The following is a 17,085-nucleotide window of genomic DNA, read 5'->3' on the forward strand; positions in this document are numbered from 1 at the left end:
TTGGCAGGGAGCCGGCCTTGAAAGGAGTAAAAGTATGGCAGAAGAAAAGAAAGGTTTTTTCAGACGACTTGTCGATGGTCTCACAAAGACAAGAGATAATATTGTGTCCGGCATGGACAGTATTTTTAACGGATTTACACATATTGATGAGGACTTTTATGAAGAACTGGAGGAAGTCCTCATCATGGGCGATCTCGGAGTTCAGGCAACTTATGATATTCTGGACAAATTAAGAGAAAAGGTAAAAACCCAGCATATCAAAGAACCTGTTGAATGCAGACAAATCCTGATTGACAGCATCAAAGAGCAGATGGACGTCGGAGAAGCTGCTTATGAATTTGAAGAGAGAACTTCGGTGGTCATGGTCATTGGAGTGAATGGTGTCGGAAAGACAACTACGATTGGTAAATTAGCTGGAAAACTCCGCAGTCAGAATAAAAAAGTTGTGCTGGCTGCCGCAGATACATTTCGTGCTGCAGCGGGAGATCAGTTGAAAGAGTGGGCGAACCGTGCACAAGCAGAATTGATCGGAGGCCAGGAAGGTTCTGATCCTGCAGCCGTTGTCTATGACGCAGTTGCAGCTGCCAAGGCAAGACATGCCGATGTACTTTTGATTGATACTGCCGGACGGCTTCACAATAAGAAGAACCTGATGGAAGAGCTTCGTAAAATGAATAAAATCATTGACCGTGAATTTCCGGACGCATATCGTGAGACACTGGTAGTGCTAGATGCCACAACAGGTCAGAATGCACTTGCTCAGGCAAAGGAATTTAATGAAGTTGCTGATATTACCGGTGTTATCCTGACAAAAATGGATGGAACTGCAAAAGGTGGTATTGCAGTTGCAATCCAGGCGGAACTTGGTATTCCGGTAAAATATATCGGTGTCGGCGAGACGATTGATGATTTGCAGAAATTTAATTCTGATACATTTGTAAATGCATTGTTTGATGTAAAAGGAGAGAATGAAGTATGTTAACATTAGAAAAATTTGAAGAGGCAAGCGAAATTGTAAAAAACGTAACTCTTCCGACGAAACTGGTATACAGTGAAAACTTAAGCCAGCAGACGGGCGGTAAGGTTTATCTGAAGCCGGAAAATATGCAGTATACAGGAGCTTATAAAGTGCGTGGCGCATATTATAAGATCAGCACAATGTCTGAAGAGGCAAGAGCAAAAGGACTGGTGGCTGCATCAGCCGGAAACCATGCACAGGGTGTTGCATACGCAGCACAGAAATTCGGATGCAAGGCTACAATCGTTATGCCGACAGTAACACCATTGATCAAAGTAAATCGTACAAAAAGCTACGGCGCAGAGGTGATCCTTTACGGAGATGTCTATGATGATTCCTGTGCGTATGCCGAAAAACTGGCTCAGGAGCGCGGAAGTACATTTGTACATCCGTTTGATGACCTGGACATCGTAGCAGGTCAGGGAAGTATTGCAATGGAAATTGTGCAGGAGCTTCCAACCGTCGATTATATTCTTGCGCCAGTTGGCGGCGGCGGATTGATTACAGGTGTATCTACACTTGCAAAAATGTTGAATCCAAAGATTAAAGTGATTGGTGTTGAGCCTGCTGCTGCGCCAAGTATGACAATGGCACTTGCTTCTGGCGAGCCGGTTACATTGGACAGTGCAAATACCATAGCAGACGGTACTGCAGTAAAACGTGTCGGAGACCGCATTTTCGAGTATGCAAAGAAGAACATCGACCAGATGCTGACTGTAGAAGATGATGAGCTTGTCGGAGCTTTCCTCGATATGGTCGAAAATCATAAAATGATTGTTGAGAATTCCGGACTGCTGACAGTTGCAGCACTCAAGCAGTTAGATTTGAAAGGAAAGAAGGCGGTTGCAATTTTAAGTGGAGGCAACATGGATGTTATCACAATGTCTTCCATTGTACAGCATGGACTGATTCAGAGAGACCGTATCTTTTCGGCATCTGTATTACTTCCGGATAAACCGGGACAGCTTGCGCTTGTTGCTCAGACGATTGCTGATGCCCAGGGAAATGTTATTAAACTGGAGCATAATCAGTTCGTTAGCACCAACCGTAATGCTGCTGTGGAGCTTCGTATTACAATGGAAGCTTACGGTACAGAGCATAAGAACCAGATTATGAAAGCTCTGGAAGAAAAAGGATTCCGGCCAAGAGAGATCGGTGCAAAATTATATTAGCTGGGAGTCAATCCCCCAGCTGATATAGCCTCCGGCAGGATTGCAGAGGTGCGCAGTAGAAGTATGTCATGCAATTGCATGACGCGCACCTTGCAGCAAGAATGCCGAGGCATTCTTGAATAAAAATAGCATAGAAGAGAAAACCAGAAAGAGCAAGATTCAAAAAAAGTTTCGGGTTTTCTCTTTTTGCTATGGGATTTTTGAAGGATTTTTGTTTTGTCTCTTGACATATGAGATTGGATTGTATACAATTATACACGAAGTGCATTATATAAAAAGAAAGGTGACTTTTTAGTGTCAGAAAGATTCCAGAAGGTCACGAAGAAGGTTAAAATTATGGAAGAGTATCAGGACCGTTCTCTTAGAGGAAGGGTATTTGAAAAATTGAGGGAGGATATTTTATCCGGTGTCTATAAGGATTGTGATGAACTCAGGGAGATTACAATCGGTGAGGAGATGGGAGTTAGCAGGACTCCGGTTCGTGAGGCACTTAGGCAACTGGAACTGGAAGGACTTGTAAAGATTATTCCTAACAAAGGAGCCTATGTAACAGGCATTACGCCGAAAGATGTTCAGGATATTTACATGATTCGTTCTATGTTGGAAGGTATGTGCGCCAGATGGGCGACAGAGCATATCACTCCGGAACAGATTGAGCAGCTGGAAGAAATTGTTCTTTTATCTGAGTTTCATTTGAAAAAGGATAAGGACAAAGTTGTTCAGGTGTCAGATCTTGACGGTAAATTCCATCATGTTTTATATGAAGCATCCAACAGCCGGATTATGGAACATACGTTATCGGACTTTCACAAATATGTAAAGATGGCACGTATGTTGTCTGTAGGTGCAAAAAACCGGGCTGAGAAGTCCATCGAGGAGCACAAGGCAATTTTGGAAGCAATCAAAAAAGGGGATGCTGATGAAGCGGAAAGACTTGCAAATCTGCACATCATGCATGTAATGGAAAATCTTCATATCGAAATTGAAGATTAATGTTTCAAATTGTAAGAATCATATAAGTAAAGTTTATATAGTGGCAGGAGGACAAAGACATGGCGAAAATTAAAATGACAACACCAATTGTAGAGATGGACGGAGATGAGATGACAAGAATTCTTTGGAAGATGATCAAAGAACATCTTCTGAATCCATTTATTGAGCTAAATACAGATTATTATGATCTTGGACTTGAACATCGTAATGAGACGAATGATCAGGTTACATTTGATTCCGCAGAAGCAACAAAGAAGTACAAAGTAGCAGTAAAATGTGCAACAATTACACCGAATGCTGCGCGTATGCCAGAGTATAATCTGAAGGAAATGTGGAAAAGTCCGAATGGTACCATCCGTGCAATTTTAGATGGAACTGTATTCCGTGCACCGATCGTTGTAAAAGGAATTGAGCCATGCGTTAAAAATTGGAAAAAGCCAATTACCATTGCAAGACATGCTTATGGTGATGTATATAAAAATACAGAAATCAAGGTTCCTGGACCTGGAAAGGTAGAGCTTGTGTATACAGGAGATGATGGAACACAGATCAAAGAACTTGTCCACAAATATGACGGACCAGGGGTTGCTCAGGGAATCCATAACCTCTGTGGTTCTATCGAGAGCTTTGCCAGAAGCTGCTTCAATTACGCATTAGACACAAAGCAGGATCTCTGGTTCGCAACAAAAGATACAATTTCTAAGAAATATGACCACACATTTAAAGACATTTTCCAGGAAATCTTTGATGCAGAATATAAAGAGAAATTCGATGAAGCCGGTATCGAATATTTCTACACATTGATCGATGATGCTGTAGCGCGTGTTATGAAATCTGAAGGAGGCTACATCTGGGCATGCAAGAACTATGATGGAGATGTTATGAGCGATATGATTTCTTCTGCATTTGGTTCTCTTGCCATGATGACATCCGTGCTTGTATCACCGGAAGGATATTACGAGTATGAAGCTGCTCACGGTACAGTACAGCGTCATTATTACAAGCATTTGAAAGGCGAAGAAACTTCTACTAACTCTGTTGCAACAATCTTTGCATGGAGCGGAGCTCTTCGTAAACGTGGTGAACTGGATCAAAATCAGGAGCTGATGGATTTTGCAGATAAATTAGAGAAGGCAACGATTGATACAATTGAGGAAGGAAAGATGACAAAAGATCTGGCTCTTATCACAACACTTCCGAATCCAACAGTGTTAAACAGTGAAGACTTTATTAAAGCGATTGCTGAAAAGTTAGTATAGAAAGAGTTGAAATGCATGGAATACTGGGATATTTATGATAAAAACAAACAGCTGACCGGGCGAAAAATGAAGCGCAATGACTGGTGCCTGAAAGAGGATGAGTATCACTTGACAGTGTTAGGTGTGATCCGCCGTCCAGATGGAAAATATCTGATTACCCGCCGCGTTCTGACAAAGGCATGGGCACCAGGCTGGTGGGAAGTTTCCGGAGGCGCTGCACAGGCAGGTGAAAGCTCCGAGGAAGCGGTACGTCGTGAGGTACTGGAAGAAACAGGATTGGATGTAAATGGCTGTGTGGGCGGTTATATGTTTACCTATCACAGAGAAAATCCTGGAGAAGGCGACAATTATTTTGTAGATGTCTATCGTTTTGAAAAGGATTTTAAAGAAGAAGACCTGCATCTTCAGACAGAAGAGACTGCAGGATATAAGATTGCAACAGCTGATGAGATCAAGGCTCTGGCTGACGAAGGAATCTTCCTGCATTATGATAGTATCAAACGTGTTTTTGAAGAGTAGAAAAATGAGCTGGCTTATTCGGCCAGCTCTTCCCATTTTTCATATAAAGTTTCAAGTTCAGCGTCAATTTCTGCACGTTCTTTTGCAAGTTCCTGACATTTTACTGAATTCGTATAAACTTCCTCCTGCGCCATTAGAATATCAATTTCAGCACTTCTATCTTCCAGAACACCGATCCGTTCTTCTGTCTTTTTGAATTCATTAGCGCGTTTCCGTTCTTTTGCCTGAGCTTCTTTTTGTTCCTGCCAGCTTAACTTTGAATCAGAGGCCAAGTCAGCAGCTGCAGAAGAGGAATTATTTTCTAAGCGAGACGTATTGGAATATGCGGCTGTCAGTTCTTCTTTTTTCTCAAGATAATAATCATAATTTCCAATATAATTTACAAACGTATGATTAACAAGATCCATGATACGTGTTGCAGTCTGATTGATAAAGTAACGGTCGTGTGAAACATAAAGAACCGTTCCTGTGTAATTATTCAGTGCATGTTCCAGAATCTCTTTTGATGTAATATCCAGATGGTTGGTCGGCTCATCGAGAATCAGGAAGTTCGCTTCAGAAAGCATCAGCTTTGCAAGGGACACGCGTCCACGTTCGCCACCGCTTAAGTCACTAATAAGTTTAAATACATCATCTCCGGTAAATAAAAATGCTGCCAGCACTTTACGGATCTGCGTGTTATTAAGATTAGGATAGTCGTCGGAAATCTCCTGGAAAATAGTTTTTTCCATGTGTAGAACGTGGTGTTCCTGATCGTAGTAACCAATCTTTACATTAGAACCGAGACGGAAACTTCCAGAATCAGCTTTGAGTACCTGATTTAAAATCTTAAGGATTGTTGTTTTTCCGGTTCCATTATCTCCGATGATCGCGACATGTTCCCCACGCTTGATTTCGAAGCTGACATCTTCAAATAAAATCTGTGGTGGAAATGCTTTGCTTAAATGCTCGACACTTAAGACATCATTACCGCTGACACAGGAAGGTTCCAGTGTTAAATGCATATCTGTATGTAGTTCCATCGGTTTTTCAACCGGGGTCATCTTATCCAGCATCTTTTCACGGCTTTCTGCACGCTTGATGGATTTTTCGCGGTTGAAGGAGCGGAGCTTTTCAATGACCGCTTCCTGATGCTTAATTTCCTGCTGCTGGTTCAGATACTCTTTCATTCTGGCTTCACGGAGCATTTCTTTTTTTTGGGCGTAATCTGTATAATTGCCCATGAAAGTGGTAAGCTTGCCAAGTTCAATCTCGACGACTTTTGTTACAACCCGGTTCAGGAAATACCGGTCATGAGAGACAATCAGTACTGCACCGGGATAATTCAGAAGATAAGTTTCCAGCCATGAGATGGAATTTAAATCCAAATGGTTGGTTGGCTCGTCCAAAAGCAGAATATCTGGCTTTGTGAGGAGCAGTTTTCCGAGAGAAACACGGGTTTTCTGACCTCCGGATAAAGTTGCAACCGGTTTTGCGAATTCTTCTTCTGTAAATCCCAGTCCTTTTAAAACACCAGTGATTTCACTTTCGCAGGCGTATCCATTTTCACGTTCGAATGCTGCTGTGAGCCGCTGGTATGTATTCATACGTTCTTCCAGACGTTCTCCGCTTAAATGCTTCATTTCCTGTTCAATCTCACGAATCTGCCGCTCCATGTCGAGAATATCGGCTTTTGCAGTGCGTACCTCTTGATAGATCGTATGGTCATTATTCATATCCTGATGCTGTGCCAGATATCCCATCGTCTTGCCGCGTGTCAGAACAACATTGCCGCCGTCCGCCTGAATCTCACCAACGATCATCTTAAGAAGTGTTGTCTTTCCAGCACCGTTCGGTCCTACGAGAGCTGCTTTTTCGTGGTCTTCTATATGAAAGGAGCCGCCGGAGACAATTACTTCCTCTCCAAAGGCTTTTTTGATATTGTGACATGCAAGTATCATCCTATCCTCCTTGATAAAATCCTGTGATTTTGAGAAATAAAGATGCCGCAGGGCTGCGTCCGGCGCTGCGACCGCATAATTTTGGCATCATCTTATACTATTATAACGAAAATACTACAAAAAACAACTAAAAAGTTTGACATTATACTAACGATTGCCTATAATAATGAGTAGAAATTTTTGAAGGAAGGAGGTGCGGATCATGCAAAACAGGGGAATTTCACAGGCAGTTATCCGTAGATTACCCAGATATTATAGATACCTTGGGGAGCTGATCGAGCAGGGAGTAGAACGAATCTCTTCCAATGAGCTTAGTAAAAGAATGAAAGTAACAGCTTCCCAGATTCGTCAGGATCTTAATAATTTTGGCGGATTCGGGCAACAGGGGTATGGCTATAATGTAAAATATCTGTACTCAGAAATCGGAAAAATTCTTGGATTGGAACAGGATCATAATATTATTATTATTGGTGCTGGTAATTTGGGGCGTGCACTTGCGAACTATGCATCATTTGAAAAGCGGGGATTTATCTTAAAAGGATTGTTTGATATCAATCCGGAGCTTGACGGGCAAGAAGTTCGTGGTGTTCCAATTCAGATGATGGACGAGCTTCCGAAATTTGTAGATGAGAACAGTATCGATATTGCAGCATTGACGATTCCAAAGGATGAGTCAATCAAAGTCGCAAAATTTCTGGCAGATCACAATGTTCACGGAATATGGAATTTTGCACATACAGATCTGAATCTTCCGGAAAGTGTGATTGTTGAGAATGTACATTTATCCGAGAGTCTGATGAGGCTGTCATATAATATATGCCGCTACAAGGAAGAACATAATTAAGGAGATAACGTGTAAAGACAGGTTTGTTCAGATTGCATCCTGGCTTTGCACGTTTCTTTCTATCAGGAGGAATCAAAACTATGAGATATTTGCCAGATGCTAAACAGATGAAAACGGCAGATTCATTTACGATAAATGAACTTAAAATCCCGTCCCTGGAACTTATGGAACGGGCTGCCAGAGCATGTGTAGATCACATTAAAGACTGGAAAATTAATTTAAATAAAATATGTGTCCTCTGTGGTTCTGGAAATAATGGCGGGGACGGCTTTGCGATTGCCAGAATGTTTGCATGGGAAGGGTGTGACGTAACAGCAGTTCTGGTCGGAAACAGAGATCACTGCACACCAGAGACTGCCCATCAGATAGAACAGTTGAAAAATACAGGAGCACAGTTTAAGGAGCGGTTTGAGCAAGAAGCATTTGAAAGTGAACCGTATACTTTAATTATCGATGCAATTTTTGGAGTTGGACTTTGCCGGGAGGTTGGAGGCAGATATGCACAGATTATAGAGTGTGTGAATCAGTCTGATGCAGTCCGTATGTCCGTGGATATTCCTTCCGGAATTTGCGCAACTACAGGAAATGTATTAGGAACTGCAGTGCGTGCAGACTATACTGTGACAATTCAGGAGACGAAAGTTGGTCTTGTACTTGATCCGGGAAGAAGTTATGCAGGAATCTGTGTATCCGAGGATATCGGAATTGTATCACTTCCACTGGAAAGAGATGAGGAAACAGTTTGTACACTGGAGGGCAGTGATTATGCAGCACTTCTTCCGAAACGAAATGCGGACTCCAATAAAGGAACTTACGGAAAGCTTCTTATGATCACCGGAAGCAAAGGTATGTCAGGTGCTGCATATCTTGGCGCACTTGCAGCTTACAGGACAGGTACCGGGCTGGTGCAGATCTATACTGCTAAAGAGAATCTCGTGATCTTACAGAGCCAGATCCCGGAAGCGATCATTACAACTTATGAAAAATATGATGTCAATGAACTACATCGCTTGATCGACTGGGCAGATGTCGTAGCTATAGGTTCCGGACTTGGAACAAAGAAGACTGCAAGGAAGATTTTAAAAGAAACCATTGCATATACAAAGAAACCGTGTGTCATAGATGCAGACGGACTTAATATTTTGTCTGAACATATGGATTATCTGTGTGGTGCAGATTGTGAACATTTTATCTTTACACCGCACATGAAAGAATTTGAACGGATCAGCGGTTTGAAGATTGCTGAAGTAAAAAAAGATCGTATTGTAGCACTTCGTACATTTGTTAAAGAATATGACGTTACCTGTGTACTGAAGGATTCCAGAACAACCATTGCAAAGCCGAGAGAGCGGGTAGCGGTAAATCTATCCGGCTGTGCGGCTATGGCAAAAGCCGGATCCGGGGATGTGCTGGCAGGCATTATCGCATCGTATCTCGCACAGGGACTTTCTGAATGGGAAGCAGCGCTTCTCGGTGTTTATATTCACGGAAGAGCTGGTGAGATTATAGAGAAGGAACAAGGCGCATACAGTCTTCTCGCAAGGGAACTTGCACAAAAGGCAGGAACAGCCATGACGATACAGGAGGAAAACTAGATTATGAAACAATACAGCAGAGTATGTGAACGAGTGGATCTGGATGCAATTTTTTATAATTTCCAGATGATGAAAGCAAATATCAAAGATGGAGTACAGATGATCGCAGTTATCAAAACAGATGGATACGGACATGGTGCAGTCCAGATTGCCCGGTTACTGGAACCGGTAGACTATATCTGGGGCTACGCGGTTGCAACACTGGACGAAGCTGTCGTCTTGAGAAAAAATGAAATAAAAAAACCAATTCTTGTGCTTGGATGCATTTTCCCGGATCAGTGGGAAGCAATGATTGAAAATGAAGTCCGGATGACCACTTACACAGTAGAAATGGCGAAAGGAGTTTCGAATCTTGCGGTCAAAATGGGAAAAGATGCATATATTCATATTAAGCTGGATACCGGAATGTCAAGACTTGGTTTCCAGATTCATGAAGACAGTGTAGATGCAATTGAAGAAATTTCAAAAATGCCGGGACTTAAATTAGAAGGAATGTTCACACATTTTGCAAAAGCAGATGAAACAGACAAGGCATATACAGATGTTCAGATTGGAAAATACAACTATATGCGTGATGAACTTAAAAAGCGAGGTGTCTCATTTCCGATTTACCACTGCTCAAATAGTGCCGGTATCATTGATATTAAGAAAGCGAATATGGATCTGGTACGTGCCGGAATATCCATTTATGGATTGTATCCTTCCGAGGAGGTAGAAAAAAAGAATGTTCCGTTAAGACCGGCCATGGAACTGATCAGTCATGTCTCTTATGTAAAGACAGTTCCGGAAGGAACTCCGGTCAGCTATGGCGGAACCTATGTGACAGAAAAAGAGACTTCTCTTGCGACCATTCCGGTCGGCTACGGAGATGGATATCCCAGAAGTCTTTCTAACAAAGGTTATGTACTGATCCATGGCAAAAAAGCACCAATCCGCGGAAGAGTTTGTATGGACCAGTTTATGGTCGATGTGACAGATATTCCAGATGTAAAATTTGGTGATAAAGTAACACTGGTCGGTAAAGATGGTGAAGAATTTCTTCCGGTGGAGACTTTAAGTGATCTGTCTGGAAGATTTAACTATGAATTTGTCTGTGATCTCGGAAAGAGAATTCCAAGAGAATACATTCAGAATGGGCAGGTCATAGAACAGGTCGATTATTTTGATGTGTAATAGTAAGAAAGGGTAAAAGCCCAGACTGGGATGCCTGTGAATGGATTTTGCTTTATTCTTGCATGAAAATATAAGAATACTTCCGAAAAAGCTGGAAATACTTGTAGTATCATAGTAAAATCGGAGTGTGGACATTGTGCAGGTAAGACGTGGTGATATCTATTATGCAGATTTGAGTCCGGTGGTCGGCTCAGAACAGGGAGGGATTCGTCCGGTGCTGATTATTCAGAATGACGTAGGAAACCGTCACAGCCCGACTGTCATATGTGCGGCGATTACTTCCCGTATGAATAAGGCGAAGCTGCCGACTCATGTAGAGATAGATGCAAGAAAATATCAGATTGTAAAGAATTCTGTGGTATTATTAGAACAGATCCGAACCATAGACAAACAGCGCTTAAAGGACATGGTTTGTCACCTGGATAAAGAAATGATGTACAAAGTAGATGAAGCAATCAAAGTCAGTTTTGAGCTTCATACATAATCAAAGGAGTGAAAGAAAGTAGAATTATGGACGAGGCCAGACAGGGGACCGCGGATAAGCTGATCCGTAATGTGTTCCGATACATGGATAAGAACGCCCGGGATATCATGACTCACAGGAAGAATATTGTGGCGATAGATGAGGAGGAATCTCTGGAAGATGCACTGCATTTTATGCTGGAGACGAATTATTCAAGATTTCCGATTTACAGAGGAAGTATTGATGAGATCATCGGTTTTATGCATTTGCGTGAGGCCATGACATGCTATTTGAAAAACAATTACAGAAATGTTCCGGTCAAAGAATTACATTCTTACATAAGACCTGTAGATTTTATACCGGAGTCTAAGAATATTGATCGCCTTTTTAAGGAGATGCAGGCAAAGAAAAACCACATCGTAATTGTTATGGATGAATATGGGCAGACTTCCGGTCTTGTGACACTGGAAGATATACTGGAAGAAATTGTCGGAAATATTATGGACGAGCATGACGTGGAAGAAGAATTGATCATTGTACTTTCTGCCAGTTCCTATATCGCGAGCGGTATGCTGGAGCTGGAAAAACTGGGAGACCTTTTGCATGTTACATTTGACACGGAAGAGTATGGAACACTCAATGGCTTTATGATTGACAAGCTGGAACGTATCCCGAATGAAGGCGAAGAGTGCATTGTAGTATATAAGAACTACCGATTTACCGTTCTGGAAGTAAATGATAACACAATTCAAAGAGTAAAGATTGAAAAACTTCTGATGGCGTGATAGAATAAAGAACGTGTGAAAACAGATAGAAAAGAGGAATAGAAATGTCAGGACATTCAAAATTTGCCAATATTAAACATAAGAAAGAGAAAAATGATGCAGCAAAGGGTAAGATCTTTACGAAAATCGGAAAAGAACTTGCAGTTGCCGTAAAAGAAGGTGGAAGCGCTGATCCGGCTAACAACAGCCGTCTGCGTGATGTTATTGCAAAAGCAAAAGCTAACAATATGCCGAATGATACCATCGACAGAAATATCAAAAAAGCTGAAGGGGATGCCAATGCAGCAAACTACGAGCACATTACATATGAAGGATATGGTCCGAACGGAACTGCTATCATCGTAGAGGCTCTGACAGATAACAGAAACCGTACAGCTACGAATGTAAAGAATGCATTTACAAAAGGTAAGGGAAATGTAGGAACACCTGGATGTGTATCCTTTATGTTTGATAAAAAAGGTCAGATCATTGTAGATAAGGAAGAGTTCGACGGGGATTCTGATGAACTCATGATGACCGCACTTGATGCCGGAGCAGAGGACTTCTCAGAGGAAGAAGACAGCTTCGAGATCTTTACAACACCGGAAGATTTCAGTGCTGTACGTCAGGCTCTTGAAGAAGCTGGAATTCCAATGGCAGGTGCAGAGGTTACAATGATCCCTCAGACATATGTCGAACTGACAGATGAGAAAGACATCGCAAATATTCAGAAGACTCTGGATATGCTTGATGATGATGATGACGTTCAGGATGTTTATCATAACTGGGACGAGTAAAACATAAAAAGGGGATAAACTTATGAGTAATTACAAGATTGAAACAAAATGTATCCAGTCCGGTTATGAGCCGGGCAATGGAGAGCCGCGTGTACTTCCGATTTATCAGAGTACAACATTTAAATACAATAGCAGCGATCAGATGGGTCGTCTGTTCGCATTGGAGGAATCCGGATATTTTTATACAAGACTGCAGAATCCAACCAATGATGCAGTGGCAGCAAAAATCTGCGATTTGGAAGGCGGAGTTGCAGCAATGCTGACATCTTCTGGTCAGGCAGCGAACTTCTATGCCATTATGAATATCTGTGAAGAAGGAGATCATATTGTATGTGCTTCTGCAGTATATGGCGGTACCTATAACTTGTATGCCCATACAATCAAAAAGATGGGCATTGATGCAACATTTGTTGATCCGGAATGTACGACAGAAGAGTTAAATGCCGCATTCAAAGAGAATACAAAAGCTGTATTTGGTGAAACCATTGCCAATCCGGCTCTTGTAGTATTAGATCTCGAGAAATTTGCAGCGGCTGCTCATGCACATGGCGTACCGTTTATTGTGGATAATACATTTGCAACACCGGTCAACTGCCGTCCGTTCGAGTGGGGTGCAGATATCGTAACACATTCTACTACAAAATACATGGATGGACATGCCACATGTGTCGGAGGAGCTATCGTTGACAGTGGTAACTTTGACTGGGCTGCCCATGCAGATAAATTTCCGGGACTTACAACTCCGGATGAGACATATCACGGAATCGTATACACAGAGAAATTTGGAAAAGCTGCGTATATTACAAAGGCGACTTCTCAGTTAATGAGAGATTTAGGTTCCATTCCATCACCTCAGAATTCATTTATTCTGAATCTTGGACTTGAAACGCTTCCATTACGTGTGGAGCGTCATTGTGAAAATGCTCTGGCAGCTGCAAAATATCTGCAGGCACATGAAAAAGTAGCGTGGGTAAGTTGTCCGATGCTAGAAGGTGATAAACATTATGCACTTGCTAAGAAATATATGCCAAACGGAACTTGTGGAGTGATTACTTTTGGTCTGAAGGGTGGAAGAGAGGAAGCAGTCCGCATGATGGACAGCCTGAAGATGATTGCAATCGTGACTCATGTAGCCGATGCAAGAAGCTGTGTTCTCCATCCGGCAAGTCACACACACCGTCAGATGAATGATCAGGAGTTAAAAGAAGCTGGAGTACAGCCGGATCTGATCCGTTTCAGTGTTGGAATTGAAAATATTGATGATATTATTGCTGATTTAAGTCAGGCACTTGAACAGGTATAAAAGTATTCAAATACCTCCATACTAAGAAAAAAGTATGGAGGTATTTTTTATGGAAAAAGAAACAACTGAGGAAAAAAGAAATGAAATGAAAGAAACCGGCAGCATGAAACTTGACTCTAATAACCGGAAACATAATGTACGTCTTCTGACAATTATTGGAGAGATTGAAGGTCATGAAGCGGTATCCGGGAATACAAAAGCGACAAAATACGAACATCTTTTGCCGATGCTGGCTGAAGTAGAAGACAGCGAAGAGATTGATGGACTTCTGATCCTTTTAAATACAATGGGCGGGGATGTGGAAGCAGGACTATCTATTGCAGAGATGATCGCTTCTATTAGTAAACCGACAGTTTCTCTAGTCCTTGGAGGCAGCCATTCTATCGGAGGACCGCTGGCAGTGGCGGCAGATTACTCATTTATCGTCCCGAGCGGAACTATGATCATACATCCGGTCAGATCAAATGGCATGTTTATTGGAGTACAGCAAAGTCTCCAAAATATGATCCGGACACAAAAACGCATTACAGGGTTTCTTGCAGCTCATTCCCATATGAACGAAGAACGTATCGAAGAACTGATGCTTAATCCGACAGAACTTGTCAAAGATGTCGGCACACTTCTGGAAGGAGAAGATGCGGTCAGGGAAGGTCTGATTGATGAAGTTGGAGGAATGAGCCATGCATTAAGGAAACTTCACCAGATGATTGACGAAAAATAATCATTCATGTATACTATAGTGTGATATGTTTTGCGCATAAGGGGGAGTAAAAAATATGGCTGCAAAGTCAAAAAAGAAAACTGGCAGAAAGCAGACAAAGAAAAAAAAGACCGAACAAAGTTTTTTAGGGGAGGAAATCTTTGTCTGGGTTACTCTGGCAGTCAGTATTTTGCTATTGATCAGTAATTTCGGATTTGGCGGAAACATTGGCTATCATGTATCCGGGGCTCTAAAGCACGGCTTTGGGATCGTTGCCTATCTTGTCCCATTTTTACTGTTTGGAATCGTATCATTTTTAATATCAAATAAAGAAAATAGAATCGCATATATAAAATCTGCGCTTGTGCTGGTTTTTATGATCCTTACCTGTACACTTTTAGACCTGATCCATGAGATGGGCGGAAGACTTGGAAGCTTTATTGCAAACCTTCTTATACCCGCAGTCGGAGTGGCAGGTACATATGTAATTGTAATAATCTGTATGATTATCTGTGGAGTGATCATTACTGGTAAATCTGCTTTAAAGGGAGTAAAAGCAAAAGGTGATCAGGCCTATGGCCGCGCAAGAGAAGATGCCAAAAGAAGACGTAAAATTTCAGAAGAACGTAAAGCTAAGCGTGCTAAGATGCGTGAGCAGGAACAAAAAGCTGCCAAAAACACAAACCCTAACGAAAAACGATCGGATCACCGCGTAACGGGAGTTTCTCTGGCAACCAGACTTTCTGATAAGTTCCAGTCACCGGAGATGAAGGAAATAAAGAGTAATCCGGAAATGATACCGGAAGAAGATAAAACAAAAAAACAACCGGATTTTGTGATCAACAGGGCTCCTGATATTCCAATAGAAGATATTCCGGAAGAATCAGATGTGACGGAGGAAGCCTTTGATTTTACACAGGCAGACAAGAATCCGACAGACTCTTCTTCGGGAAGTTCTGTGCGTAAAAGTAAGATGGGAGCAGCTCCGGTTGCCGATGAAGTTGCGCGTGTTGCAGCAGAAGCTGCGAAGACAACAGCGGCTGTAAGAACAAAAGCATATAAAATGCCACCGGTATCACTTCTGAATCGTGGTAGTGAAGGACGTCAGGAATCGGATGCAAAGCTTCGGGAAACTGCTATGAAGCTTCAGGAGATTCTGGCGAATTTTGGAGTAAATGTAACAGTTACAAATGTAAGCTGTGGTCCTGCTGTCACGCGTTATGAGCTTCAGCCGGAAATGGGTGTGAAAGTAAGTAAGATTGTCGGACTGGCAGACGATATCAAGCTGAATCTGGCCGCCGCAGATATTCGAATCGAGGCACCGATTCCGGGAAAAGCAGCTGTAGGAATTGAAGTTCCGAATAAGGAAAATTCTACAGTCATGCTTGGGAATCTTCTAGCGTCCAAAGAATTTAAAGACAGTACCTCTAAAATATCGTTTGCAGTTGGAAAAGATATCGGAGGTAAGGTTGTCGTTACAGATATAGCAAAGATGCCACATGTGCTGATCGCAGGTGCTACAGGTTCCGGTAAGTCTGTCTGTATTAATACATTGATCATGAGCATCCTTTATAAAGCAACTCCGGATGAAGTCAAATTAATTATGATCGATCCTAAAGTTGTAGAATTAAGTGTTTACAAAGGCATTCCACATCTGATGATTGACGTGGTGACAGACCCGAAAAAGGCAGCTGGTGCTTTGAACTGGGCAGTAGCTGAGATGACAAGGCGTTATCAGGCATTTGCGTCATTGAATGTACGTGATATCAAAGGATATAATGCGAAGATTGAATCTATGCCGGATCATGCAGATGAAGCAAAAGGACATAAGATGTCGCAGATTGTCATTATTGTAGACGAGCTTGCAGATCTTATGATGGTTGCTCCTGGCGAAGTTGAAGAAGCAATTTGCCGGCTGGCACAGCTTGCAAGAGCAGCAGGAATTCATCTGGTCATTGCAACACAGCGTCCGTCTGTCAATGTTATCACAGGATTGATTAAAGCAAACATGCCGTCAAGAATCGCGTTTTCTGTAACTTCTGGAGTTGATTCCAGAACCATCATTGATATGAATGGCGCTGAAAAATTACTTGGAAAAGGAGATATGCTCTTTTATCCATCCGGTTATCAGAAACCGGTACGAGTCCAGGGAGCTTTTGTATCGGATAAAGAGGTGCAGAAAGTTGTTGATTATTTAATTGACAAAAATGGCAATGCCAATTACGATGAAGAAGTTGTCAATCATGTAAATACATCCAATATTGGCATGGTATCTTCAAACGGACCTGGTGCCGATGAAAGTAATGGGCGAGATGCCTATTTTATAGACGCAGGTCGTCTTATCATTGATAAGGACAAGGCTTCCATAGGGATGCTGCAGAGAGCATTCAAGATTGGCTTTAACCGTGCAGCACGTATTATGGATCAATTGTGTGAAGCGGGGATTGTCGGTGGCGAAGAGGGAACAAAACCGCGAAAAATCCTCATGACACCAGAAGAATTTGAACAATACATACAAAATATAAATACTACTGAATAATCAGAG

15 protein-coding genes are annotated in these 17,085 nt (G+C 42.0%); 14 read left to right on the forward strand and 1 reads right to left on the reverse strand.

Translation table 11 applies throughout. The features are described from left to right. Nucleotides 1–34 precede the first annotated feature (34 nt). From ftsY to LI164_RS00315, 5 genes are all read left to right on the forward strand, one after another. Complete coding sequence (gene ftsY, locus LI164_RS00295) at nt 35–982, forward strand: signal recognition particle-docking protein FtsY (protein WP_227078241.1); 948 nt, start codon at nt 35–37, stop codon at nt 980–982. Then, entirely contained in the window at nt 976–2,190 is a 1,215-nt protein-coding gene (ilvA, locus tag LI164_RS00300) for a threonine ammonia-lyase (RefSeq protein WP_005332608.1), read from the forward strand. Before ftsY ends, ilvA begins: the two co-directional genes overlap by 7 nt. Before the next feature lie 336 nt (nt 2,191–2,526). Next, the gene (locus LI164_RS00305) at nt 2,527–3,183 is read left to right on the forward strand and encodes a GntR family transcriptional regulator (protein WP_005336501.1); all 657 of its coding nucleotides are present in this window, start codon (nt 2,527–2,529) and stop codon (nt 3,181–3,183) included. A 59-nt stretch (nt 3,184–3,242) separates the two neighbouring features. Further along, nucleotides 3,243–4,442 (forward strand): NADP-dependent isocitrate dehydrogenase, encoded by a 1,200-nt coding sequence (locus LI164_RS00310; RefSeq protein ID WP_117494265.1) that lies wholly within the window; start codon nt 3,243–3,245, stop codon nt 4,440–4,442. 15 nt (nt 4,443–4,457) lie between these two features. Then, nucleotides 4,458–4,961 carry an NUDIX domain-containing protein gene (locus tag LI164_RS00315; protein ID WP_005332616.1) on the forward strand — a complete coding sequence of 168 codons (504 nt, stop codon included), beginning with the start codon at nt 4,458–4,460 and terminating at the stop codon, nt 4,959–4,961. Nucleotides 4,962–4,975: 14 nt separating this feature from the next. Here the strand turns inward: LI164_RS00315 and LI164_RS00320 are convergent, their stop codons facing one another. Further along, nucleotides 4,976–6,901 (reverse strand): ABC-F family ATP-binding cassette domain-containing protein, encoded by a 1,926-nt coding sequence (locus LI164_RS00320; protein WP_227086578.1) that lies wholly within the window; start codon nt 6,899–6,901, stop codon nt 4,976–4,978. Nucleotides 6,902–7,103: 202 nt separating this feature from the next. Between LI164_RS00320 and LI164_RS00325 the strand changes: the two genes are divergently transcribed. From LI164_RS00325 to LI164_RS00365, 9 genes are all read left to right on the forward strand, one after another. Next, on the forward strand, nt 7,104–7,745 hold the full coding sequence (locus LI164_RS00325) for a redox-sensing transcriptional repressor Rex (RefSeq protein ID WP_117656921.1): 642 nt from the start codon (nt 7,104–7,106) through the stop codon (nt 7,743–7,745). An 80-nt stretch (nt 7,746–7,825) separates the two neighbouring features. Next, on the forward strand, nt 7,826–9,340 hold the full coding sequence (locus tag LI164_RS00330) for an NAD(P)H-hydrate dehydratase (protein ID WP_173785755.1): 1,515 nt from the start codon (nt 7,826–7,828) through the stop codon (nt 9,338–9,340). Between the two features lie 3 nt (nt 9,341–9,343). Beyond that, complete coding sequence (gene alr / locus LI164_RS00335; RefSeq protein ID WP_117656923.1) at nt 9,344–10,513, forward strand: alanine racemase; 1,170 nt, start codon at nt 9,344–9,346, stop codon at nt 10,511–10,513. A 136-nt stretch (nt 10,514–10,649) separates the two neighbouring features. Then, nucleotides 10,650–10,997: a type II toxin-antitoxin system PemK/MazF family toxin gene (locus tag LI164_RS00340; protein WP_005336494.1), complete on the forward strand. Its 348-nt coding sequence runs from the start codon at nt 10,650–10,652 to the stop codon at nt 10,995–10,997. Between the two features lie 26 nt (nt 10,998–11,023). Next, a complete protein-coding gene (locus tag LI164_RS00345) occupies nt 11,024–11,761 on the forward strand; it encodes a hemolysin family protein (RefSeq protein WP_144124151.1) in 738 nt (245 codons plus the stop codon). Between the two features lie 44 nt (nt 11,762–11,805). Beyond that, nucleotides 11,806–12,537 carry a YebC/PmpR family DNA-binding transcriptional regulator gene (locus LI164_RS00350; RefSeq protein ID WP_005332628.1) on the forward strand — a complete coding sequence of 244 codons (732 nt, stop codon included), beginning with the start codon at nt 11,806–11,808 and terminating at the stop codon, nt 12,535–12,537. A 22-nt stretch (nt 12,538–12,559) separates the two neighbouring features. Next, nucleotides 12,560–13,840, forward strand: coding sequence for an O-acetylhomoserine aminocarboxypropyltransferase/cysteine synthase family protein (locus LI164_RS00355; protein WP_005332630.1), 1,281 nt, complete (start codon nt 12,560–12,562; stop codon nt 13,838–13,840). A gap of 49 nt (nt 13,841–13,889) precedes the next feature. Next, nucleotides 13,890–14,561: a ClpP family protease gene (locus LI164_RS00360; protein ID WP_005336485.1), complete on the forward strand. Its 672-nt coding sequence runs from the start codon at nt 13,890–13,892 to the stop codon at nt 14,559–14,561. A 55-nt stretch (nt 14,562–14,616) separates the two neighbouring features. Then, entirely contained in the window at nt 14,617–17,079 is a 2,463-nt protein-coding gene (locus tag LI164_RS00365; RefSeq protein ID WP_005332634.1) for a DNA translocase FtsK, read from the forward strand. The last annotated feature ends 6 nt before the right edge of the window (nt 17,080–17,085 follow it).

Origin of the sequence: Dorea sp. 210702-DFI.3.125 (genome assembly GCF_020560945.1) — a bacterium.
Classification (GTDB): Bacteria; Bacillota; Clostridia; order Lachnospirales; family Lachnospiraceae; genus Dorea; species Dorea formicigenerans.